The sequence below is a fragment of the Nostoc sp. genome, assembly GCF_036918245.1.
In the GTDB taxonomy this organism is placed as follows: Bacteria; Cyanobacteriota; Cyanobacteriia; order Cyanobacteriales; family Nostocaceae; genus Nostoc.
Genome location: NZ_JBALEF010000094.1, coordinates 167,081 through 190,726, shown reverse-complemented (window position 1 = coordinate 190,726; position 23,646 = coordinate 167,081). Strand labels below are relative to the sequence as shown.

The window sequence follows — 23,646 nt, the reverse complement described above, 5'->3', positions numbered from 1 at the left end:
AAGTAATTAGAAAAACTTTTGATCCCATCTAAAATCCAAGAGGTCTGGTAGTTTTAGATACTATTGATAAAGTTTAACTGAAGTTTGACTCGACCTTGAACCGACCTTGGCTTGATGGTGTTTGCTAGACATTCAAATTTAAGATTAGTGTCCTCGAATACGAATAACTGTGCGCTTTGATATAGTTACGCTTTTTCCTGACTGTTTTAACTCTGTTCTCAATTCTGGGCTGCTGGGTAAAGCCTTAGCCAAACAGATTGCCGAAGTGCATCTGGTTAACCCACGGGACTTTACCACTGACAAGCACCGAAAAGTAGATGATGAACCCTACGGGGGCGGTGTTGGGATGCTAATGAAGCCAGAACCTATTTTTACCGCTGTGGAGTCGCTGCCGATTCTACCCCGAAGAGAAGTAATTTTGATGAGTCCACAGGGTCAAGCAATTAATCAACCTCTTTTGAAAGAATTGGTGACAAATTATGATCAGTTAGTAGTTATTTGTGGGCATTACGAAGGAGTGGATGAGAGGGTGCTACATTTGGTAACTCGTGAAGTATCTTTGGGCGATTTTATTCTGACTGGTGGGGAAATTCCAGCAATGGCTTTGATTAATGGCGTAGTGCGTCTAATACCAGGAACCGTAGCCAAAACTGAATCTCTGACAGCAGAAAGTTTTGAAGAAGGGTTATTGGACTATCCCCAATATACCCGCCCTGCAAATTTTCGCGGCTTGAAAGTGCCTGATGTCTTGCTCAGTGGGAATCACGCCGCAATCGCGCGGTGGCGTTACGAACAACAAATTCAAAAAACTCGCGATCGCCGCCCCGATCTCCTGGAAAAATTGAAGCAGGGGGAGCAGGGGGAGAATAATAACTTCTAACTTCTAACTCCTGACAAATGACAAATGACTAAAATTCGTATTGGTAATGGCTACGATATTCACCAACTGGTGAGCGATCGCACTTTGATTTTAGGTGGAATTAAAATTCCTCATGAACTGGGTTTGTTGGGGCACAGTGACGCTGATGTGTTAACGCACGCGATTATGGATGCCATGCTTGGGGCATTATCTTTGGGGGATATTGGTCATTATTTTCCTCCTAGCGATCCCAAATGGGCAGGAGCAGATAGTTTAGTACTATTAACTCAAGTACATCAACTTATTCGGCATCAAGGTTGGCAGGTGGGAAATATTGACTCAGTGGTAGTAGCAGAACGTCCAAAATTAAAACCGCATATTCACAATATGCGTGACAAACTAGCGGCGGTTTTAGAATTAGAACCAAATCAAATTGGCATCAAAGCTACCACCAATGAAAAATTAGGCCCCGTTGGGCGCGAAGAAGGTATATGTGCTTATGCTGTTGTCTTGCTAGTTACTTCAGAGTAACTTTTGTTTTAGCCTCTGATCGAGATATTGAAAACTGATTAGGATCAAAATAAATTTGAAATTATGAAATTTTTTAGACAAATATTTCTGGCAATTAAATATTTTTGGTTGCCAATAATTTTGACTTCAGCAACAGCACTTATACTTACTGCCTGCAACCCAGCTAACTTCAAAAGCGCAGCTGCTCAAGTGCCGCAATTGGTAAGTGCTATTCTTAGTGACCCCAAAACTTTTAATTATCCTCTCAGTCAGGAGTCTCCAAATGTTTTTCCTCTGATTTATGAAGGATTAACTACTGAAAACTCCATAACTGGCAAAATCGAGCCTTCTTTAGCAGAATATTGGGAAATTTCTGATGACAAATTGCGGTTTGTTTTTACCCTACGGCAGGGATTGAAATGGTCTGATGGGCAACCCTTAACAGCAGATGATGTAATATTTACCTTCAACGACATTTATTTTAACGAAGCGATTCCCACAGATGCTAGAGATGTGCTCAGGATTGGTGAAAGTCGGGCATTACCAAAGGTACGAAAAATTGATGCTCAACGGATTGAATTCACCAATCCAGAACCATTTGCACCATTTTTAGAAACTCTAGAACTACCAATTTTGCCCGCCCATACCCTAGAACGATTTGTCAAAACAAAAGACCAAGAGGGTAAGCCAATATTTTTGTCAAAGTGGGGCGTTGATACGCCTCTAGATCAAATTATCGTTAATGGCCCTTACAAGCTAGAGCGCTACGACACAAGTCAGCGTGTAGTGTTCAGGCGCAATCCCTACTATTGGCGCAAAGGGACCAAAGGAGAATCCCAACCTTATATTGAACGGATTGTGTGGCAAATTGTGGAATCAACAGATACCTCATTGCTGCAATTTCGTTCTGGCGGATTAGATACTGTCGGAGTCTCACCAGATTATTTTTCTTTGCTAAAGGTGCAAGAAGATCAGGGAAATTTCAAAATTTTCAATGGTGGCCCTGCAACTGGTACAACGTTTATTTTGTTCAATTTGAATAAAGGTAAAAGGAATGGAAAACCCCTGGTTGATCCAGTAAAGTCGCGTTGGTTTAATACTGTAGAATTTCGGCAGGCAGTAGCCTATGCGATTGACCGACAAACAATGATTAACAACACTTTTCGTGGTTTGGGTAAACCACAAAATTCACCCATTTCCGTGCAAAGCCCTTATTATCTGTCGCCTGAAGAAGGACTAAAAGTTTATAATTACAATACACAAAAGGCGAAGGAACTGCTACTAAAATCAGGATTCAAATATAACGACAAAAACCAATTAATAGATGCTCAGGGAAACCGTGTCCGCTTCTCATTGCTCACCAATGCTGGTAACAAAATCCGCGAAGCAATTGGGTCGCAGATTAAACAAGACCTAAGTAAAATTGGGATTCAAGTTGATTTCACTCCTCTGGCGTGGAATACTTACACAGATAAGCTGTCAAACTCATTAAACTGGGAAGTTTCTATGCTGGGTTTGACTGGTGGGCTAGAACCAAATGGTGGGGCTAATGTCTGGTCTCCCGAAGGTGGATTACATATGTTTAATCAGAAACCCCAAGCAGGACAAAAACCGATTGAAGGTTGGGAAGTGGCTCCTTGGGAAGCAGAAACTGCTAAGTTATATATTCAAGGAGCAAGGGAATTAGACCCAGCAAAGCGGAAAGAAATTTATGCCGAAACCCAGCGAATTAGCCAAGAAAATTTACCGTTTATTTATTTAGTTAATCCCTTATCAATGTCAGCAGTGCGTAATCGCTTTGAAGGTATCCAATACTCTGCAATTGGTGGCGCATTCTGGAACATTCACGAAATAAAAATAACGGATTAGTCATCAGTTATTAGTCAGTACTTAGTGGCAAGAATAAAGGATAAAGGACTAATGACAGATGAAAAAACCTTGCGATCGCTCCTCGAAGCGGTTGCCAATGGTAAAGTTACCCCAGATACGGCATTAGACTCACTCAAAGACTTAGCTTATGAATCTGTGGGTGAGTTTGCCAAAATTGACCACCATCGCCAGCTAAGAACTGGTTTCCCAGAAGTGATTTGGGGCCCTGGTAAAACGCCCGATCAAATTGCTCAAATTATGGAGGTGATGCGCCTCCGCAACCCGGTGGTGATGGCAACTCGCATTGAACCAGCAGTTTATACCGCACTGGAATCAAAAGTTAGCGGTTTGCGATATTACGAATCGGCGCGAATTTGTGCGATCGCTCCCCTTACCATCGAACCACAATTCCAGGGTGAAATTGGCATTCTTTCTGCTGGTACCGCCGATTTACCCGTTGCTGAAGAAGCTGCTGTCACTGCTGAACTTTCTGGTTTCCGGGTACAGCGCCTCTGGGATGTTGGCGTTGCTGGGATTCATCGTTTGCTGAGTAACCGCCACCTGATTGAATCAGCATCAGTATTGATTGTTGTAGCGGGGATGGAAGGCGCTTTACCCAGCGTTGTCGCAGGTTTAGCGAGTTGTCCTGTAATTGCTGTACCCACCAGCATTGGTTATGGCGCAAGTTTTGGTGGTTTAGCACCACTGTTGACAATGCTTAACTCTTGTGCTGCGGGAGTAGGTGTAGTAAATATCGATAATGGTTTTGGTGCAGCAGTTTTGGCGGGGCAAATTTTGCGGACTGCCGAGAAATTGCGGTTGGCATCGGCTGCATCTTGAGTTAAGACATTGAAGTTATATCCAATATTTCAGTAAATATCAGTAATTAATGTAAATAATAAACTGATGCTGAAATTTGCCACCCCTAACTTCTTAATCACCAAAGATGAGCAATTACAGCGATTTGACATCTCAGTTACTTTGGCATTTGCCTGTAAATTGGACAGCATTAGCACAAACAATCACCGATCCAAACGTTATGGGTCAGATGCAAAAAGCTTGGAGCTACTTTATACAAACAGGTCAAGTGTGGGCATTGTTGATTGGTTTAGTCATTGGCTATATGATTCGGAATCTAACTAGCTACGGTTAAAGTAATTTTAGATTTTAGATTTTGGATTTTGGATTGATGATTAATCTAAAATCCAAAATTGATGCCCACTCTCCTCATATTTATGACCAAAAAAGAAACTTGGAGCCAGCGGTTTGAATCAGCGTTGCATCCAGCGATCGCTCGTTTTAATGCCAGTATAAGTTTTGATATTGAATTAATCGAATATGACCTCACTGGTTCTCAAGCTCATGCCAAAATGCTTGCTCACACGGGCATCATCTCCCCAGAAGAAGGAGAGCAACTGGTTGCCGGTTTAGAACAAATTCGCCAAGAGTACCGCCAGGGGAAATTTCAGCCCGGTGTCGATGCTGAAGACGTACATTTTGCAGTTGAAGGCCGACTGACAGAAATTGTCGGCGATGTGGGTAAAAAGTTGCATACGGCGCGATCGCGTAATGACCAAGTTGGCACTGATACCAGACTCTACCTGCGCGACCAAATCCAACAAATCGAAAGCGAATTGCGAGAATTTCAAGGTGTTCTACTGGATATAGCCGAAAAGCACGTTGAGACTCTAATTCCTGGTTATACCCACCTCCAACGCGCCCAACCTGTGAGTTTAGCTCATCACCTCTTGGCATACTTTCAAATGGTGCAACGTGACTGGGAACGCTTAGCAGATGTTTCTCGCCGCGTGAATATCTCACCTTTGGGATGTGGTGCTTTAGCGGGCACAACTTTCCCTATTGATCGCCACTACACAGCCAAACTCTTGAATTTTGACGATATTTATGCTAATAGCCTCGATGGAGTGAGCGATCGCGATTTTGCGATCGAATTTTTGTGTGCCGCTAGCTTGATTATGGTTCACCTCAGCCGCCTTGCAGAAGAAGTGATTCTTTGGTCATCTGAAGAATTTCGCTTCGTCACCCTCAAAGATAGCTGTGCTACTGGTTCCAGTATCATGCCCCAAAAGAAAAATCCCGATGTTCCAGAATTGGTGCGGGGGAAAACAGGACGTGTATTCGGTCATCTCCAGGCGATGTTAGTCATCATGAAGGGGCTACCCCTGGCATATAACAAAGACTTACAAGAAGATAAAGAAGGTCTATTTGATAGCGTTAACACAGTCAAAGCGTCTCTAGAAGCGATGACGATTTTGCTCAGGGAAGGCTTAGAATTTCGTACCCAGCGGTTAGCATCAGCTGTGGCGGAAGATTTTTCTAATGCCACCGATGTAGCAGATTATCTGGCAGCACGGGGCGTTCCTTTTCGGGAAGCTTACAACCTTGTGGGTAAGGTGGTAAAAACTAGTATCGCCGCAGGTAAACTCCTAAAAGATTTGAAATTGGAAGAGTGGCAACAACTACACCCGGCATTTGCAGCAGATATTTATGAGGCGATATCCCCCCGTCAAGTTGTTGCTGCCCGCAACAGTTACGGAGGTACTGGCTTTGTACAGGTAAGCAAAGCACTCATAGCCGCCCGTGCTCAAATTGCTCAATAGAGGGATTGGGGAGTGGAGAGTAGGGGGGATAAGGGATACAAGGGGAATTATTGAATAAATCTCTCCCTTGTCTTTTCTCTATGCCCAATGCCCAATCCCCAATCCCCAATCCCCAAAAATAAATAAGGGCGTACAAATAAATGTGCGCCCCAAAAGGTAAATAACCCAAACAATAAGGATTTAGGCAGGCAGCTTATTCAGTGTCAGCTGCTGCTGCGCCTTCTTCTTCCTCACTCTTTGGTGGTCTTTGTTGGAACCTTCTCTGCATTCTTCCTGTCGTAGTCCGTTTACGAAACTTTCTGGCATACGCCTGGTTACGTAGCGCCTTTTCTTTTTTCGGGTTACGGCGCTTGGCCATGTTCACCTCTATTAATAAACAACAAAAAAGTAGCAACTAGGCATCACGTAGGCAAGATGAGCTACCAATGTTATTGATATACTTTTAGCCTAGTGCAGCAATAAATACGCTTTAAACAGTGTACTAGCCTATCGCATTATACCCAACTTTGTCAATAAAAATTCTGAATTATCCCCGCCAGTAAGACGAAAAATATCTTTTCTGAGATTCCAATCTGTCAAATAATTGTAAATTAGCTCATTAGTTGTTGTTCTTGAAACAAACCAATATTATCAAGAAATAATTCAGGAGTCGGTCATCAATACTCAGGAGGCATAGGTAAGTTTAAGCATAGAGTCTAATTTTTGATTTAGTGGTCTTTAATTAATTGTAGGTTTTAAACCCTACTTAATTGCCTCTTATAAATTCATAATTCAGAATTTTGGATTTTGACTTATTATTCATATTATTTTTTCATGTGTTCTAAAAATCTATTAATAACAGCTAGTTTCAGCAGCACTAATGCTAGCTATAAACTGAAAATTTACTTGCCTAAAGAAATATCATGTATATATAAATACAGTGCTTCTCATGAAACTTAATGTTAGAATTGATAATATTCTACGTAAATCGTGAGAATAAAATCTCAAACCACAAACATTTTTGCATAAAACAAAACTCAACAAAAATTTTATTAGTTGAGCCTATGTAAGTGGTAGAGAACTATAGAATACAACACATAAATTTTGAAGATTGAACGTTATTGCTTTTTTTCCGGCAGCTGTCGAGTCCACACGTAGCTTATGGCGTATTGGACAAACAGTATTGGGTATAATATTTCGTCATCCCATTACTGGCACTAGTATCATCCCAATTTTACCCGATGGTCGGATTGTACTGATCCGGCGGCGCGACAATGGTCTTTGGTCATTACCTGGAGGGATTGTGGATTGGGGAGAAGATGTTCCCAATACAGTCCGCCGGGAATTGATGGAGGAAACCGGGCTAGAATTGGTGAAAATTAACCGTTTAGTAGGAGTTTATTCTGCACCAGACCGCGACCCCAGAATCCATTCAATTTGTATTGTGGTTGAAGCCGAGGTGCATGGGACAATGGAGATTAAAGACACTTTAGAAGTCATGGAAATCCAAGCTTTCTCTCCCAGTTTACTACCTTCAGGAAAGATGTCTCACGACCATACTCGGCAGTTGCAAGACTACTTGAATGGCTTGACAACACTGGCATAACAATATTTTTTTCATTAGTCATTAGTTATTTTTCAGATGCTAATGACTAATGACTAATGACTATTTATTATGGTGCTAAAAGTTAACTACTAAATAAAATGGATACACTATTCCGTAACTCCCGGAGAAAGCTCTCTCAAGGGCTATTATTCTGGCGTGAAGTCGGTGAAAAAACTCCTATAATTTTTTTACATGGTGCTTGGAATGAGAGCAGTCAATGGTTATCTGTGATGGAGTCCCTTGCACAAGATTTTCATTGTTTTGCACCTGATTTGTTAGGGTTTGGTGAATCAGAAAATCCTAATATCCACCATTCGATAGATTTACAAGTTGAGTGTCTAGCTGAATTTTTGCAAGCTGTGAAGCTAGAAAAAGTATATTTAGTGGGGCATTCTCTTGGGGGTTGGATTGCTGCTAGCTATGCTTTAAAGTATCCAGAGAAAGTTGATGGTGTGGTACTGCTAGCACCAGAGGGCGTAGAGATAGCAGGACAAGAAGAGTATTGCCAGAAGATGCGGCGATTATTGAATTATCCACCACTAATAGTTAAATTTTTGCGATCGCTAACTCCCTTCACTAAAATTCTGGGTTGGTATGAAAAAATTGCACAGGATTTGCAATTACGTCAGGAATTGTTGCGTTACCCCATAGCTTGCCAGTTACTTTTCAAACGGCGACAAGCAGAAATTGACGCAGAATTAGTGCAAAAGCGGCTTTACATGATAGATATTCCGGTTTTTATTTTACAAGGTGGCCAAGATACACCAGATGCTTTAGCTAAAAGTCGGGTTTATGCTCAACTGATGCCGAAAGTCGAGTTGAAAATGATTGCCCATGCCGGAAATGACTTACCAGAAGCTTGTGCTGGGGTTGTGGCGGTTGAGATTCGGGAGTTTATTAAAGGAAATTAGTAATTAGAGAAAAGCGGGTTACGTATCTCAAAAGCCGTGAACTCAACCAATTAAGCTAAATCATTAAGAGTTTGCTGCCAATCTGCTACACATATTCCTTCGCTCTCAAAGCCTGATATGTGTTTCAAGTTTGTTGTCACAACTATGACCTGATCAAAACTCTTCAATTAGAGAATTGCTTGAACAGCTAGAATTACATCACCATCCAAGCTGTCATTATCTTGCCGTAGGCTTGCCCTAGTTTCGTACCCATGCCCATAATTCGGCTGCTTTTGGCATCGTTTCAGGAGTCAATGGTATAAGACAAATTTGGTTAAATTGGTTGAGGCGGCCAATACTTTTTCGTTTATGTACTCTCAAGAGTTCTGCTCGATCACAAAAATGCCGAAAACCCTTGAAGAGATTCCAGACTCAGCCTGGAATCTCTGTGCTGTCTGACAAGGGATGAAGCCTAAAAGCAGTCTTCTTAAATACGGTCTTTGGGCAACTTACCAGTTTTTTCCTCAATAGTACGACCCTCAGCATCAACATCTAACTCTTCACGTCGAATCGTTTCTTTAACTTCAACGGTTTCTTTGTCTACAACTTTTTGGACTCTGACTTCTTCGCGCACAAAAGCTTCTTTCTGGACATCAGCAACTTCTTCATAGAGTTCTATACGTGCTACCTCGCCCTCACCGAAGTTAGCTGTTTCAGCAGACACAACTTTGCCTGCATCTTGAGGAGTAACTCGCTCAATTACGACTCGCTCTTTTTCCACTGGAACAGAAACTCTTACAGTTTCTGTTTCAACGTGCTTGCCAATTGTCACTTCTCCAGTTTTACGGCGCTGTTTGTTGGCAACCAGCCTTTCTTCGTAGAGTTTGAAGGTTTGGTCTTCATGAGCATTGACATCATAGAGATCGGCGTCGTTTGCATATGTGTAGTTGTTGCGATCATAAGTGGGAGCAGTACGACCATCTGTCGATGCTACCGCAGCTGAACTTCCTACAGACGGTGTACGATATCCTCCACGCACCCGTTCTTCATAGTCGTAATCAAGCGCTGTGTGTTCTTGATATTCAGGCAACTTTTCTGCTTGCTCTTTTGTGATACCAACGGCATATACACGGTTTGCTCTAGAGTCAATACGCGATTTCCCTACTGGTAGTAATACTTTCTTGCCAAAAATCCAAAGGCCTAAGTCAACAATTAAATAGCGGAACGCTCCTTGTTCGTCTACTACAGCATCACTTACCGTGCCAATCTTCTCATCAGTTCCTTGAACATACACATCCATTCCTTTGATGTCGTTACCTTGAATAGCATCCCGGTAGTCTGTATCAAATTCACTTATTTTTTGCAGTGGCATTATTCTATTCCTTAAAAACGTACTATTTCTTTTTTATAATTTAGCACATTCAATTTAGATAAATCCTTTTGACCAAAATTAAATTAAATCATGTTGAGCTTTAAAAAAAAATAGTAATTCAATCTAGTTTTACTTGCATTCTGAAGAAGTCTTATTTCAAAAATCTTAACTTTTGTGACTCTGATGATGAAATAAATTATAACCAAATTTTTCCTGAAGGCAGTCTGGCAGGACTTTTCAGCCGGAGAGTTAACCCCACATGAAAATAAGCCGCTTAACAAAGTAGGGGTTTCAACCTTGTTCACGACTGTCGCGGTAGGAAACTCTAGAGGGCAGTACTTATAAACCAGGATACCTCTATTATTAATATTTTTGTGACTAGGTTATAGCCTAAAACGTCAGTTTAAAACTCAGCCCAACTCATATATATTCAGAACTTTCAGCTATTTAATTTTTTTACAACCTTACATTTTAATCAAATATCTTGATATTTTTTTTAGCTCTTATTATTTGAGTTGAAGTCCTAATCTCACTCTAGAGAAAAAAAACTTACTCCAAGAGATTGATGCTCAACTAATATGAAAATGCCTTAATGTTATTAAAGCCCTAATAAATTAAGCGATCGCTTCAGTCGAGATGATTACTTAGTAATAATTAAAGGTAATTCTATTGAGGGTCTGCGTGCGGAAGCGATTCTCAAACAGCGAAGAATTGAGGATTTTATTATTGATGATGCCTCCGCAGGTGACAACTGAGGAGTTCGTCAAACAGTGAGTTTTGATAACAACAGTGAAGACTCTGCTGTTACCATTGTTGATTGCCGCCATGAAACTGTTTAACTCACTGTGTAGAGTCAAAAGTTCATAGCTAAGGAAATAAAAGGCATTAAAAATGTAGTTGTTAAAGCAACTGTTGCCAAAGTTGATAGCAACAAAGCCTAAACTTTAAAACTGTTCTCATTGTAGAAAATTAGGAGAAAATTATGAAAACTGAATTCGAGCAACAGCAATACGTTGATGCTGCCTCCCAAAACCGGATAGAAGCACTTAAAGGTTCAGAGGCTGGAAACTTGCCAATGTTACCACCTGCCTCAGAAACTGAAGAACAATGGCAAAGAATTGGTAGACAGATTTCTACATTTTTGGCACAACTACCTGAGTACATAGGTCGGTTCTACCAAGAATACAAACTACCAATTATCAGCTTTGCTTTGCTTGTAATAGTGGTTACGACACTGAGAATATTTCTAGCAGTACTGAACGCAATAAATGGTATTCCATTAGTTTCTCCAATTCTACAGTTCATTGGACTGGGTTACACAATTTGGTTTACTTTTCGCTACTTGCTCAAAGATTATACTCGCCAAGAATTAGCAGAAGAAATTCGTTTGCTTAAAAAACAAATTCTAGGCATACAAGAATCCCAGACTTAGAGCTAACTACAGTATAGTGGCGAATGAAAAAGTTTTTTTTCGCCATATATAGCAATTCTAAATCATTCGTGAAAAGTTAGATACCCGACTTCTTTTACGAAGTCGGGTATCTGGACACCGCGAATTTTCACAAATCAGATAGGACTGCCATATATGTGTATTGAAATACTTGTGATCAAATAAAAAGCCGAGTTTTACTTGATCATTGTACAGATATATAGGGGTGTGCGTTAAACTAAGTCGCCCGATCATCAGGACTAGCGCTAATTAAAATAGCTTAGGGAAATCCAAATAATCAAATGCCCATATTTTTTGTGGAATTTATTTATTTTTAAAGAATAAACTGAGCGATGGCATATGGCGGGAGATAAATATATAAGTCCAATTAATAATTATCTAAACAACCTTATCTGATTTTTATAGCAAGCTTGACGATAAAAAAACAACAAAAATAAGAGGAAAAAATGCCTAGACTCGTAGGACAACGCTCTAATACTGGAGCAAATATCACCGTTCTTATCATCCTTATCGCCATCTTTGGGGTATTCCTGGAATACTTTGGTGTTATTGACATCGTTCCTGGTTTTGGCACAGAGGGACGATATTTTCAGCTAAAAATTCAGCCAACCAACGAACAAGTCACTAAATAACCCAATCAATAATAACTGCGAGGGATAGATAAATGCGTAAAGGTAGTGATGTGATCGATAAAGTAGTCGTCACCTCTGACAAGGGTCAGAAAATTCAGCGAATTCTAGATTTAATTTTTGATCACAAACGCAATCAACTTTTGGGTTTCCTGGTTGAAGAGAAGGGACTGTTTCGGGATGCAAAAGTTATTCCCCTACAAGAGGTGCAAGCGATCGGGTCCGATGCGATTATAGTTAAATCGAAAGAATCTGTTGTTAAGGCACATCGTGTCCCTGCAATTAAAGAGATTCTGCACCAGAATATCGTACTCAGAGGAACGAGAATTCTGACCACTGAGGGACTTTACCTTGGTGGACTGGTGGATTTGTTCTTTGATGAACATAGTGGACTGGTGGAAGGATACGAAGTTTCTGGCGGTGTATTTGCCGATGCTTACTCCGGGCGATCTTTCGTTCCTGCTCCCAAAGCATTGACAATTGGTGACGATGTTGCCTTTGTGCCTCCAGAAACTGCTCAAATGATGGAAGAACAGGTCGGTGGTATCCGGGGAGCCGTCCAAGCAACTGAAGACAGGTTCCAAGAATCGGCTCAAACGGCTAACCGTAGGCTACAGTCAGCAAGCCAAAATGCAGGTGAGCAACTGCAAAGCTCAGTAGAGAACGTGAACCGCAGGCTACAGTCAGCCAGCCAAAATGCAGGTGAGCAACTACAAGCCGCAACTGATGCTACTAGCAGCAAACTGCAAGACCTCAATCGAAATGCATCTGCCTCCCTGACAAATAATTTGGTTGACCCTGCCGAGCAAAAGCTATACGTGATTGGCAAGCATGTTGAGCGAGATGTGCTAACGCCAGACGGTAGTGTACTGCTACTACAAGGGCAAGAAGTCACGCTAGTTGATGCAGAAGCGGCCGCTCGTATGGGTATCCTTGATGAACTCTATCGAGCTACTGGTGGCAGTCTGACTGCAAACATCAGCCGCAATTTGCAAGCAGCAACAGAATCTACTAGCAATCGAATTGGGAGCGCAACGATGAGCAGTGCTGCTAACCTACGTCACTCTGTTAATGGGCTGGCAGCACAGGCGATCCAGCAGGTAAGAGGGCGCAGAGTCCTGCAAACGGTGCGTGCTGACGATGGCTTAATTATTGCGGCATCTGGGCAGATTGTAACTGAATCCGTCCTTGCTCGTGCCCAGACTTACGGCAAACAAGCAGAATTGCTCAACGCTGCTGGTCTGGCTCTGGCAACCGCAGTTCGTTCTACCACAAGTGACACATGGTTAGAAACCAAAGTTCAACTGCGCCAGGGGGCAAGCGTCGCTCAAGAGAACCTCAATACTTTCTGGCAAGCCTTGAAACAGAAGGCAGAAATGCTACAAAGACACAGTACACGGGCGATGAGGAAGCAACGAATTGAACAAGCACTGGGTCGTCCAGTTACCCGCGTCATTCTTGATCCAGAAGACAATGTGATTCTGAATGTGGGTGAATTGATTACGCATCGCGCTGTACGTCAGGCTGAAGAAGGTGGAGTCCTGAATATCTTACTGAGTTCGGTCTATATTAAAGAGCCAGAAATCTCTGGTCAAGAGCTACGTGCCCAAGAACATGGAATGGCGGCCCTGTCGCATCACGATAATGGGCGATCGCAACTTGAATCCAAATCAATTTCAGTAAACTAATGCTCGACTTTAACACCTTAACTGAATTTTTAAGTACTTACTGTATTGGGATTTGTGCCTTTTTAATTCCAGCCAACCTAGTTACTAAGCTGAAAAATATCACCTATTAAGGCGTAGTTCTTTTAGATATACCAAACAACATTCCTAGTATTTCAATCGTTGGTATCTGCCTCAGAGAAAATACACTATAGACATATAGCAATCCTATCTGATTTGTGAAAATTCGCGGTGTCTAGATCCCCGCTAATTCCTTTCACTAAAATTCTGGGTTGGTATGAAAAAATTGCCCAGGATTTGCAATTACGTCAGGAATTGTTGTGTTACCCCATAGCTTGCCAGTTACTGTTCAAACGGCGACAAGCATAAATTGAGGCGGAATTAGTACAAAAGCGGCTTTACATGATAGATGTGCCGATTTTTATTTTACAAGGTGGCCAAGACACACCAGATGCTTTAGCTAAAAGTCGGGTTTATGCTCAACTGATGCCGAAAGTCGAGTTAAAAATGATTGCCCATGCCGGAAATGACTTACCAGAATCTTGTACTGGGGTTGTAGCGATCGAGATTCGAGAGTTTATTAAAGCTATCTTAAAAAGCCATAATTTAAACGAATTAAACTAGCTCATTCAGGGTTTGCTGCCAATCTAATACACATATTCCTTCGCTCTCAAAGCGTGATATGTGTTTCAAGTTTGTTGTCACAACTATCACCTGATCAAAACTCTTCAATTGGAGAATTGCTTGAGCAGCAAGAATTACATCACCATCTAAGCTATCATTGCTTGCCGTAGGCTTCCCCTGGTTTCGTACCCATGCCCATAGTTCGGCTGCTTTTCGCATCGTTTCGGGAGTCAGTGGTATGAGACAAATTTGACTGACTAAGTTTGTTGAGGCGATCTATACTTTTTTGTTTTCCTTGTCTCAATAGTTCACGCCGAAGTTCATAATCGGCTATTTCTGGCACACGTATAACAGTTTCAGTTTTCTGTAAAGATTTCAACCACTGTTGGACTTTTGGGTTTACTTGTGGATGCGTTACTTGACTCAAAGGATGAGTGTCTAGCAATACGGCTCTACTGATCTGCGTTTTTACACTGACATCCGATTCTGATTCAAGCCTGTCTCAATCTGTGGGTATGTTTGTTCATCATATCCCGATTCATCAACCATCCATTCGTCAACCAGTTCCATTACCTTTTCTAAGGAATCATCTCCTTTTGATTCCGATTCCAAAAATTGGGCAACTTGATTTTGTCTTAATGCTCGTAACCAGGTTGGCAAGGGATTTGTTGCATTTGTTCTTGGTATATTTATAGTTGCAGGTGCAGCAAGGATGTCTACGTCGTTATTCTCGTTACGAATGAATGTAAATCTACTAAAACTCCCATAATATGTAGTACTTTCAGGGATCTGAACGTTACGCAAACGAAACAAAGGTGGTTGACCTTTGCCCAATGGCAACGATTGTCCCTCAATCAAGGCATCGACTCTTGCCCTAACTGCTAGTAATTCTGCTGAAGAAAGGGCATCCAATTGCTGCATAATGACATCTAGCTGTGAAGTTTTGGGCATGGTTTATTTAGGGGGAAACTTCTCTTTTAATTCTATGCTATCTGGGTTTTGGATTGTCTCTTTGCCGTGAAAATTCGGATTCCTATTCTTTATGCTCCATTACTATTTCCCGCATTCCCCAAAATATCAAATTTGGTTCCACAATCAAATGTGCTGCAATTTCAGGATACAAGGCTTGCAGATAACTTAGTAATAAAGTGCGATCGCCCCCTTTAATTGCAATATTCCCATCAGGAAATAACTGCCACCACGCCTCAATGAAATCTTTAATTCCAGCTATTAATGTGTAAATAACTCCACTTTGAATAGCCTCTGTTGTATTCAGCGCAAAACGTGATGGTAGAGAGGCAAAACTTTGTATTTCTACTAATGGTAATTGTCCTGTTTTTTGACCGAGAGTTGCAAATTGCAAACCTAATCCCGGTAAAATTGCACCTCCAACTAGACACTTATTAGCATCCGCAGCTGTAAAAGTCACCGCTGTCCCAGCATCAATCACCAACATTGGAAAACCCCAAGTTTTCGCCGCACCCCACAAAGCTAAAGCGCGGTCAATTCCTAATGTGGGATACACACCTGTTAGTGGTATCTGGTCTAAGCTAATAACGCGAATGTTGGGATAACTTTGCCAAATAGCAGTTTGGCTGGGAACTACGGAAGCGAGGAGGAGAGGGCAGGGGGGCAGAGGCGCAAAGGTGCAAAGGGGTGGAGTATTTGTGAGAAAATTACTTTGTTGATGGGGTGGAGAAATTGCCAGTAATAAATCATCTAGGGTTTGACATTCAGCTAGGTGTTGTATGACAGACTCAGGAAAATAGTCGGTATCCCAAGCTGAGTAAAGTGTCTCGCGTAAAAACAATGCCCAATGCAGCCGAGAATTCCCAATTTCCAAGGCTAGCCAAATTTCCTCTCGGTGCCTTTGTGGTTTCACACTTTTAACTTTTTTAAGTCAGTCATAGGCTTTTTAATAAAAATTAACATTCAAGCCGTGTAACAATAAACCTAGAGGAATAAATACTCAATTTGTCAAGGAGGGGAGTTATGGTAGCGCTCACCGAAAAAACTGAAAAACGGCTCACCATAGAGACTGTAGAGATTGCTCAAGAGACGACGGCTATTCGCTCTTTGGATTGGGATCGCGATCGCTTCGATATTGAGTTTGGTTTGCAAAACGGCACTACTTATAACTCGTTTCTCATTCGTGGGGAGCAGACTGCCTTAGTTGATACCTCCCACGAGAAGTTTCGTCAACTATACTTCGATACGCTCACCGGACTAATCAACCCAACAGATATTGATTATTTAATTATCAGCCACACTGAGCCAGACCATAGCGGTTTAGTTAAAGATTTGCTGCAAATAGCTCCAGAAATTACCGTTGTCGGTTCTAAGGTGGCGATTCAGTTTCTTGAGGATTTCGTACATCAGCCATTTAAGCGGCGGATTGTGAAAAATGGCGATCGCTTAGATTTGGGCAATGGTCATGAATTTGAATTCGTGATTGCCCCAAATTTACATTGGCCGGATACCATTTTCAGCTTCGACCACAAAACCAAAACTCTCTACACCTGCGATGCTTTTGGGCTGCACTATTGCTCAGATAGCACCTTTGATGAAGACTTGGCGGCGATCGAAGAAGACTTTCATTATTACTACGATTGCTTGATGGGGCCAAATGCCCGGTCAGTTTTATCTGCGCTGAAGCGGATGGCGGAACTGAAAACCATCGGTATGATTGCCACAGGACACGGCCCATTATTATCTCACAATGTTGAGGAACTAGTTGGACGTTACCGCACTTGGAGCCAAACCCAAGCCAAGCCAGAAACTATAATTGGAATATTTTACGTTTCCGAATACGGATATAGTGATCGCCTCGCGCAAGCAATTGCCAATGGTATCGGTAAAACTGGTGTTGCCGTGGAAATTGTCGATTTGGGTTCTGAAGTCGATTTACAAGAACTGCGGGAACTAGTGAGCCGATGTGCTGGACTAATTGTTGGTCTACCTCCGGCTTCTGGCGCTGCAAGCATCCAATCTGCACTCAGCACAGTTTTAGGATCAGCCAAAGAAAAGCAAGCTATCGGCGTATTTGAAACCGGTGGTGGCGATGATGAGCCAATAGATCCTTTGGTGAGTAAATTCCGCAATTTGGGTTTGACAACAGTTTTTCCAGCGATTCGGATTAAACAAACACCCACAGAAAACACTTACAAGTTGTGTGAAGAAGCGGGTACAGACTTAGCTCAATGGGTAACACGCGATCGCAGCATCAAAGCCATGAAATCTCTTGGTGCTGACTTAGATAAAGCACTAGGTAGAATCAGCGGCGGATTATATATTATTACTGCGAAAAAAGGCGATGTTTCTAGTGCCATGCTAGCCTCTTGGGTTGCTCAAGCTAGCTTTAAACCATTGGGATTCTCCATTGCAGTCGCCAAAGATCGGGCGATTGAATCACTTATGCAAGTAGGCGATCGCTTTGTTCTCAACATCTTAGAAGAAGGCAATTTCCAACCATTAATGAAACACTTTTTGAAACGGTTCGCCCCTGGTGCAGATCGCTTTGAAGGTGTGAGAACTCAGCCAGCCGAAAATGGTGCGCCTATTCTTAACGACGCCCTCGCCTATATGGAGTGCGAAGTCATCAGTAGAATGGATTGCGGCGACCACTGGGCAGTATACAGCACAGTCTACGCCGGACGGGTTTCTAAGCCAGAAGCTTTGACTGCTGTGCATCATCGTAAAGTTGGAAACCACTACTAAAAAGTTAGGAATTAGGAGTTAGAAGTTAGAAGTTAAAAATTAGGAGTTGTAGAGACGAGTTTAATAAAAAATATCGTCTGCACAACGGAAGTTAAAAGATTTAGATTAACGACTTTCTTCAACTCATAATTCATAACTCATAACTCATAACTCTTGTTTCAGCCATGTCAAAAAATAAACCCCGTGACGTTCAAGTTTATCCAATAGCTACAGATACAAGAATACTGCGATCGCGCAGTTGGTCAAGACTGAGATTTGAAATTGAATATGCCCTTGCCAAGGGTACAACTGCAAATTCTTATTTAATCGAAAGTGATAAAACCGCCATCATTGACCCTCCAGGGGAAACGTTTACGCAAATTTATTTAGAAGCTTTACAGCAACGTTTCCATCTTGAAGATTTAGATTATGTAATTTTGGGACACGTAAATCCTAACCGCGCTGCAACTTTAAAAGCTTTGTTAGAAATTGCTCCGCAAATCACCTTTGTGTGTTCTAATCCAGGGGCGATAAATTTACGTGCAGCGCTGGAAAATCCAGACTTGCAAATTCTTGTCATGCGGGGCGAAGAAACTCTAGATTTGGGTAATGGGCATAATTTACAATTTATTCCCACCCCCAATCCCCGCTATGCAGATCAACTTTGCACCTACGATCCACAAACAGAAATTCTGTACACAGATAAGTTATTTGGGGCGCACGTTTGTGGAGATCAGGTATTTGATGAAGGTTGGGAAGTATATAACGAAGATCGGCGCTATTATTTTGATTGCCTCATGGCTCCCCACGCCCGTCAAGTTGAAACAACACTGGATAAACTTGTCGATTTTCCTGTGCGAATGTATGCCACTGGACACGGCCCTTTGGTACGCTATGGCTTAATAGACCTAACCAAAGCTTATCGGGAATGGAGTCAACAGCAAACTTCTGCTGACTTGACAGTAGCGTTAATTTATGCGTCCGCTTATGGAAATACAGCCACATTAGCCCAAGCGATCGCTCGTGGAATTACAAAAGCTGGCGTCGCCGTAGAATCGATTAACTGCGAATTTACGGAACCAGAAGAAATCAGGGCGGCTGTGGAAAAAGCGGGTGGTTTCATCATTGGTTCTCCTACCCTTGGTGGTCATGCACCCACACCTGTGCAAACAGCATTAGGAATTGTGCTATCCACTGCTACTAACAATAAACTCGCTGGTGCTTTTGGTTCCTTTGGCTGGAGTGGGGAAGCGGTTGATTTAATTGAGAGTAAATTAAAAGATGCTGGCTATCGGTTTGGTTTTGATACGATCCGCGTAAAATTCAAACCCGACGATGCCACCTTACAATTATGTGAAGAAGCTGGAACCGACTTTGCCCAAGCACTGAAGAAAGCGAGAAAAGTGCGATCGCCAAGTCAACCTGCAACAAATGTAGAACAAGCAGTTGGTCGGATTGTCGGTTCTCTTTGCGTTCTCACAGCCAAGGAAGGCGATCGCTCCAGTGCCATGTTAGCTTCTTGGGTATCTCAAGCAAGTTTTAGTCCACCTGGTTTAACCATCGCCGTCGCCAAAGACCGCGCAGTGGAAACACTGACCCATACAGGAAACAAATTTGTCCTCAACATCCTTAAAGAAGGCAATCACTTGGGCTTGATGAAGCACTTCCTTAAACCTTTTGGCCCAGGACAAGACCGATTTGCTGATGTCGCCGCCCAAGAAACGGAAAGCGGTTCTCCCATACTTACGGATGCTCTAGCATATCTCGAATGTTCCGTACAAAACCGGATGGAATCTGGCGACCATTGGCTAGTTTATGCGACTGTCGAGAGTGGCAAATTGTTAGATACTGATGGCGTTACTGCTGTGCATCATCGCAAGTCGGCAACTCATTATTAATTAATCATCACCAATTTTCGACCCCAGCCTATTTTTTCTAGTACAATTGTTTCCCTTCTCGCTTTTGGGGAGGGGTGGTTTGATTTTAGGTAATCTGGGAAAAGACTGACAATTTTGAAATTGACTTTGTAAATGCTATGACCTTACGTGAACTTGAAGATCAAGCGCTGAGATTATCTGCTGAGGATCGTTGGCAGTTAATCAATACATTGATGCGATCGCTCCAACCAAAACTTCAGCCAACCCCAAAGCCAAAGGGTTTAGCTGCAAGTTTAATCGGTATTGCCAAGACTGATACCCTGCCACCTACAGATGAAGAAGTAAAAGCCATGCTAGATGAGCGGTTGGTGCAAAAGTATCTGTAATGCGAGTTTTTATTTGATACAAATGTTCTGCTGGATGCTTTGCTAGCGCGTGAACCTTTTGTGGCGGATACTGCTTTTTTGCTAGAGACAGTTGAATCGGGGCAAGTTGAAGGATTTATGTCGGCGACAACGGTTACGGATGTACATTATTTAGTTGGACGCCAGACCAAAAGTGCTGAAGTTGCGATTGCCGCAGTGACTCAATTGTTAGCACTGATGGAAATTTGTGCAGTGGATCGCGATGTCCTAGAACAGGCGATCACATTGAGGTTGACTGATTTTGAAGACGCGGTGCAAGTAGCGTCTGCGATGAAGTTGGGGTTGGAAGCGATCGTTACTCGTGATGTAGATGGATTCACAGGTTCGCCGATTCCAGTACTATCACCGAAAGAGATGAGAAATCAGTTGATGTAGCAGAATGCCTGAAAAGTTCGGGGGAAGGTAAGACTTACGCACAATAAATCTCCAACCCCCTTAAAAAGTTGGCTTTTAGGGTTGTGGCTATTTGCTAAAGCTATAAATTTGTTGCGTCTCCAAGCGATCGCTAATCGATGAAGGCAGTGTACCATCCGCGAATGTCTGCCGATCTAGCTGAACTTGTAAATTACTCAAAGGATCGCAACCAGAAGAAATCAGAAATTCTAGTTTCTGGATGTAAGGCACAGTTGCTAGGTTGTCCAGAATTTGGAAGATTGCCTGTATATAAGGATGACCACTCTGCTGATACCAATCACAGCTAGCAACTTTTGCCTGATCAAAACCCAAGTGTACTGTTAAAGATGGCTCGTCAAATAGAGCGATCGCTAAAGGACGCGCTTCTTCCTGCAACAACAGATCGTTAATTTTGGCTAAGTGTCGCAGTTTCTCTAAGCGCTCATAACGTTCCGTCACAGCTTCCGGGTCATCTTGCCAGTGGATTGCCACTGTCACCAGATAAGTCTGTAACAGCATGTGACCCAGCTTTTTCGCCTTTGTCGCTAGATAATAGGAATTGTAGTCAGTTGCCTCAATCAACAATGGCACGCGATCGACTACTTCCAACCCATAACCCTTGACTCCAGCAATTTTGCGGGGATTATTGGTAATCAAGCGAATCTTTTTGATGCCCAAGTCCATGAGCATTTGTGCCCCCATACCGTAGTCTCGCAAGTCAGCAGGAAATCCCAAACGCTCATTTGCCTCTACTGTATCTAGTCCCATATCCTGCAACGAGTACGCTTTCAGCTTGTTAATCAAGCCAATTCCCCGTCCTTCTTGGCGCAGGTATACAACTACACCTTGACCAGCAGCCTCAATCATTTTCAGTGCAGCTACAAGCTGCATCCGACAGTCGCAGCGCAAAGAACCTAAAGCGTCACCAGTTAAGCATTCTGAGTGCATTCGCACCATTACTGGCTCATCTTTGAAATTAGCTGGATCGCCCTTGACAATTGCAACGTGTTCTGTATTATCTAGGGTATGACGATAGGCGTAAATCTCAAACTGACCGAATTGACTAGGCAGCTTGGTAATTACCTCACGATACACTAGGCGATCGTGCTGTAGGCGATAACTGATTAAATCCGCAATACTAATAATTTTTAAATTGTGACGTTTCGCGTATTCAACTAACTGCTGCAACCGCGCCATTGAACCATCGGAGTTTTGAATTTCACAAATTACCCCAGCTGGGTATAGCCCTGCTAATCGAGATAAGTCTACAGCCGCTTCCGTATGTCCTGCGCGTTTGAGTACGCCTCCTTCTTTAGCCCGAATGGGAAAAATATGTCCAGGACGACGTAAATCTGTAGGTTTTGTGGCTGGGTTGAGAGTAACCTGGATAGTGCGGGCGCGGTCTTCTGCTGAGATGCCTGTGGTGACACCTAATTCTGGCCCGGCATCAATACTGACAGTGAAGGCAGTTTGGTTAGTATCTGTAATGTTGCTTACCATCAAGGGTAAGTCTAGCTCGTCTAGGCGATCGCCTGTCATTGCCAAACAAATTAGTCCTCTTGCTTGCACCGCCATGAAATTAATCGTGTCGGGTGTGGCAAATTGGGCAGCACAAATTAAGTCGCCTTCATTTTCTCTATTTTCATCATCTACCACTACAATGACGCGACCAGCTTTTAGGTCTGCTAAAGCGGCATCAATCGAATCAAATTTAAAAGCTTGGGTAGGATTAGTCTGTGACACAGAAAGATTTCCAGCTATAAACGTAAATTTTTTTAACAATTTCTTCTTTTAGATTGTAGCTTCTTTATAAGGCAGAGAAGTAGACTAGCAATGATTTGATAACGGGGCAAAAATTTTTGCTATTAAAAGTGGCGATAAAGTGCAGCGACAGTAAAGGATGAAGGGGATGAAGAAGAATAATAATCGTTTGTTTGCTCGCCCATCTCCCTAGAACAAAGTAGAGGGGTTTGAGACGTTTTGTGCGCTGTGCGTCTGGTCGCTGATATTGTTGATAGCTGAGAACGAATTAACCATTCATGGGATAAGGATTTCAGATCATGGGCAAATTTAGACGCGTACCCGTTGGGATTGTTGGCGCGTCGGGCTATGGTGGAGTGCAGTTAGTACGACTACTGATGGATCACCCAGAAGTCGAAATAGTTTATTTAGGAGGTGAAAGTAGTATCGGGAAATCTTTTGGGGATCTCTACCCGCATCTGGCTCATGCAACTAACCTGCTAATAGAAGCAGTAGAACCAGAAATAATTGCTCACCGTTGTGAAGTAGTTTTCTTGTCTTTACCAAATGGTCTGGCTTGCCAAATCGCGCCCAAATTGTTGGAAAAAGGATGTAAAGTACTAGATTTGAGTGCAGACTATCGGTTCAGTGATTTGACAACTTATACAAATTGGTATGGTATAGAGAGAAGCGATCGCACAATTGCAGCTACAGCAGTTTATGGATTACCAGAACTTTATCGCGATCGCATTGCCGAAGCTCAACTTATTGGCTGTCCTGGTTCCTATCCTACTGCCAGTCTCCTTGCACTTTCGCCACTTTTAAAGCAAGGCTTAATCAGACCAGAAACAGCTATTATCGATGCCAAGTCTGGCACATCTAGCAGTGGACGGCAGGCTCAAACCAACTTATTACTAGCTGAAGCAGACAACTCCATAGCAGCTTTTAATGTTGGTCGTCACCGTCATACCCCAGAAATTGAGCAAATTTGCAGTGACTTAGCCGGTCACGAACTCATGATCCAATTTACACCGCACCTTATCCCAATGGTACGCGGTATTTTGGCAACAGTATATGCCACAATGAGCGATCCCGGTCTAGTGCGAGATGACTTAATCACAATTTTCTCAGCTTTCTACCGCAACTCTCCTTGGGTAAGAGTCTGCGGTAGCGGCGTTTACCCGCAAACCAAGTGGGCTAACGGCAGCAATCTTTGTTACATCGGTGTAGAAGTTGACCCACGCACGGGTCGCGTAATTGTCATGTCAGCAATTGACAATCTAATTAAAGGACAGGCGGGCCAAGCTATTCAGTGTCTGAACCTGATGATGGGCTGGGATGAAACCTTGGGGTTGCCCAAGTTGGGGTTTTATCCTTGATTAGGGGACAGGGGACAGAAAATACCTATTCCCTATTCCCTA

The 23,646-nt window shown here is 42.5% G+C and carries 22 protein-coding genes and 2 pseudogenes; 18 read left to right on the top strand and 6 right to left on the bottom strand.

What is annotated here, in order from left to right; genetic code table 11:
* Positions 1-169 precede the first annotated feature (169 nt).
* The 6 genes from trmD (at position 170) to argH (ending at position 5,859) form a co-directional block, all read left to right on the top strand.
* Positions 170-880 carry a tRNA (guanosine(37)-N1)-methyltransferase TrmD gene (gene trmD / locus V7L12_RS27335; protein ID WP_334822276.1) on the top strand — a complete coding sequence of 237 codons (711 nt, stop codon included), beginning with the start codon at positions 170-172 and terminating at the stop codon, positions 878-880.
* A 24-nt stretch (positions 881-904) separates the two neighbouring features.
* Complete coding sequence (gene ispF / locus V7L12_RS27330) at positions 905-1,390, top strand: 2-C-methyl-D-erythritol 2,4-cyclodiphosphate synthase (RefSeq protein ID WP_335089136.1); 486 nt, start codon at positions 905-907, stop codon at positions 1,388-1,390.
* A gap of 63 nt (positions 1,391-1,453) precedes the next feature.
* On the top strand, positions 1,454-3,238 hold the full coding sequence (locus V7L12_RS27325) for an ABC transporter substrate-binding protein (protein WP_335089135.1): 1,785 nt from the start codon (positions 1,454-1,456) through the stop codon (positions 3,236-3,238).
* Positions 3,239-3,289: 51 nt separating this feature from the next.
* Entirely contained in the window at positions 3,290-4,078 is a 789-nt protein-coding gene (gene larB / locus V7L12_RS27320) for a nickel pincer cofactor biosynthesis protein LarB (RefSeq protein WP_335089133.1), read from the top strand.
* A 106-nt stretch (positions 4,079-4,184) separates the two neighbouring features.
* The gene (locus tag V7L12_RS27315) at positions 4,185-4,391 is read left to right on the top strand and encodes a hypothetical protein (RefSeq protein ID WP_335089132.1); all 207 of its coding nucleotides are present in this window, start codon (positions 4,185-4,187) and stop codon (positions 4,389-4,391) included.
* Between the two features lie 82 nt (positions 4,392-4,473).
* Positions 4,474-5,859 carry an argininosuccinate lyase gene (gene argH / locus V7L12_RS27310; RefSeq protein ID WP_335089131.1) on the top strand — a complete coding sequence of 462 codons (1,386 nt, stop codon included), beginning with the start codon at positions 4,474-4,476 and terminating at the stop codon, positions 5,857-5,859.
* A 193-nt stretch (positions 5,860-6,052) separates the two neighbouring features.
* Here the strand turns inward: argH and V7L12_RS27305 are convergent, their stop codons facing one another.
* On the bottom strand, positions 6,053-6,217 hold the full coding sequence (locus V7L12_RS27305; RefSeq protein ID WP_167407613.1) for a hypothetical protein: 165 nt from the start codon (positions 6,215-6,217) through the stop codon (positions 6,053-6,055).
* Positions 6,218-6,949: 732 nt separating this feature from the next.
* Between V7L12_RS27305 and V7L12_RS27300 the strand changes: the two genes are divergently transcribed.
* Both V7L12_RS27300 and V7L12_RS27295 read left to right on the top strand, forming a co-directional pair.
* Positions 6,950-7,444, top strand: coding sequence for an NUDIX hydrolase (locus V7L12_RS27300; protein ID WP_292780932.1), 495 nt, complete (start codon positions 6,950-6,952; stop codon positions 7,442-7,444).
* Positions 7,445-7,542: 98 nt separating this feature from the next.
* Positions 7,543-8,355 (top strand): alpha/beta fold hydrolase, encoded by an 813-nt coding sequence (locus tag V7L12_RS27295; protein WP_335089129.1) that lies wholly within the window; start codon positions 7,543-7,545, stop codon positions 8,353-8,355.
* 466 nt (positions 8,356-8,821) lie between these two features.
* On the opposite strand, the gene V7L12_RS27290 is transcribed toward V7L12_RS27295, so the two are convergent.
* Positions 8,822-9,706, bottom strand: coding sequence for a DUF2382 domain-containing protein (locus V7L12_RS27290; RefSeq protein ID WP_335089128.1), 885 nt, complete (start codon positions 9,704-9,706; stop codon positions 8,822-8,824).
* A gap of 982 nt (positions 9,707-10,688) precedes the next feature.
* Between V7L12_RS27290 and V7L12_RS27285 the strand changes: the two genes are divergently transcribed.
* The 5 genes from V7L12_RS27285 (at position 10,689) to V7L12_RS27265 (ending at position 14,094) form a co-directional block, all read left to right on the top strand.
* Positions 10,689-11,138, top strand: coding sequence for a CAAD domain-containing protein (locus V7L12_RS27285; protein WP_335089126.1), 450 nt, complete (start codon positions 10,689-10,691; stop codon positions 11,136-11,138).
* 464 nt (positions 11,139-11,602) lie between these two features.
* Positions 11,603-11,788, top strand: a complete 186-nt coding sequence (locus tag V7L12_RS27280) for a hypothetical protein (RefSeq protein ID WP_335089124.1) — start codon at positions 11,603-11,605, stop codon at positions 11,786-11,788.
* Positions 11,789-11,820: 32 nt separating this feature from the next.
* Entirely contained in the window at positions 11,821-13,473 is a 1,653-nt protein-coding gene (locus V7L12_RS27275) for a PRC-barrel domain-containing protein (protein WP_335089123.1), read from the top strand.
* A gap of 228 nt (positions 13,474-13,701) precedes the next feature.
* Positions 13,702-13,839, top strand: coding sequence for a hypothetical protein (locus tag V7L12_RS27270; RefSeq protein WP_335089121.1), 138 nt, complete (start codon positions 13,702-13,704; stop codon positions 13,837-13,839).
* Between the two features lie 33 nt (positions 13,840-13,872).
* Entirely contained in the window at positions 13,873-14,094 is a 222-nt protein-coding gene (locus V7L12_RS27265) for an alpha/beta fold hydrolase (RefSeq protein WP_335089119.1), read from the top strand.
* Here V7L12_RS27265 and V7L12_RS33390 read toward each other — a convergent pair.
* From V7L12_RS33390 to V7L12_RS27250, 3 genes and pseudogenes are all read right to left on the bottom strand, one after another.
* Positions 14,086-14,554, bottom strand: a pseudogene (locus V7L12_RS33390) (type II toxin-antitoxin system VapC family toxin). The gene V7L12_RS27265 and the pseudogene V7L12_RS33390 overlap by 9 nt on opposite strands.
* A gap of 8 nt (positions 14,555-14,562) precedes the next feature.
* Positions 14,563-15,045 (bottom strand): hypothetical protein, encoded by a 483-nt coding sequence (locus V7L12_RS27255; protein WP_335089116.1) that lies wholly within the window; start codon positions 15,043-15,045, stop codon positions 14,563-14,565.
* Between the two features lie 82 nt (positions 15,046-15,127).
* Positions 15,128-15,976, bottom strand: a complete 849-nt coding sequence (locus V7L12_RS27250; protein WP_335089114.1) for a pantothenate kinase — start codon at positions 15,974-15,976, stop codon at positions 15,128-15,130.
* Between the two features lie 110 nt (positions 15,977-16,086).
* On the opposite strand from V7L12_RS27250, the gene V7L12_RS27245 reads away from it, so the two are divergent.
* From V7L12_RS27245 to V7L12_RS27230, 4 genes and pseudogenes are all read left to right on the top strand, one after another.
* A complete protein-coding gene (locus V7L12_RS27245; protein WP_335089112.1) occupies positions 16,087-17,811 on the top strand; it encodes a diflavin flavoprotein in 1,725 nt (574 codons plus the stop codon).
* A gap of 164 nt (positions 17,812-17,975) precedes the next feature.
* Entirely contained in the window at positions 17,976-19,688 is a 1,713-nt protein-coding gene (locus tag V7L12_RS27240; protein ID WP_335089110.1) for a diflavin flavoprotein, read from the top strand.
* Positions 19,689-19,825: 137 nt separating this feature from the next.
* A complete protein-coding gene (locus tag V7L12_RS27235) occupies positions 19,826-20,053 on the top strand; it encodes a hypothetical protein (protein ID WP_334917241.1) in 228 nt (75 codons plus the stop codon).
* Positions 20,054-20,071: 18 nt separating this feature from the next.
* Positions 20,072-20,467, top strand: a pseudogene (locus V7L12_RS27230) (PIN domain-containing protein); the annotation flags it as partial.
* A gap of 87 nt (positions 20,468-20,554) precedes the next feature.
* Here the strand turns inward: V7L12_RS27230 and ribBA are convergent.
* Positions 20,555-22,228, bottom strand: a complete 1,674-nt coding sequence (gene ribBA, locus V7L12_RS27225; protein ID WP_335089109.1) for a bifunctional 3,4-dihydroxy-2-butanone-4-phosphate synthase/GTP cyclohydrolase II — start codon at positions 22,226-22,228, stop codon at positions 20,555-20,557.
* Positions 22,229-22,545: 317 nt separating this feature from the next.
* On the opposite strand from ribBA, the gene argC reads away from it, so the two are divergent.
* Positions 22,546-23,604: an N-acetyl-gamma-glutamyl-phosphate reductase gene (gene argC / locus V7L12_RS27220; RefSeq protein ID WP_334929319.1), complete on the top strand. Its 1,059-nt coding sequence runs from the start codon at positions 22,546-22,548 to the stop codon at positions 23,602-23,604.
* Positions 23,605-23,646 lie beyond the last annotated feature (42 nt).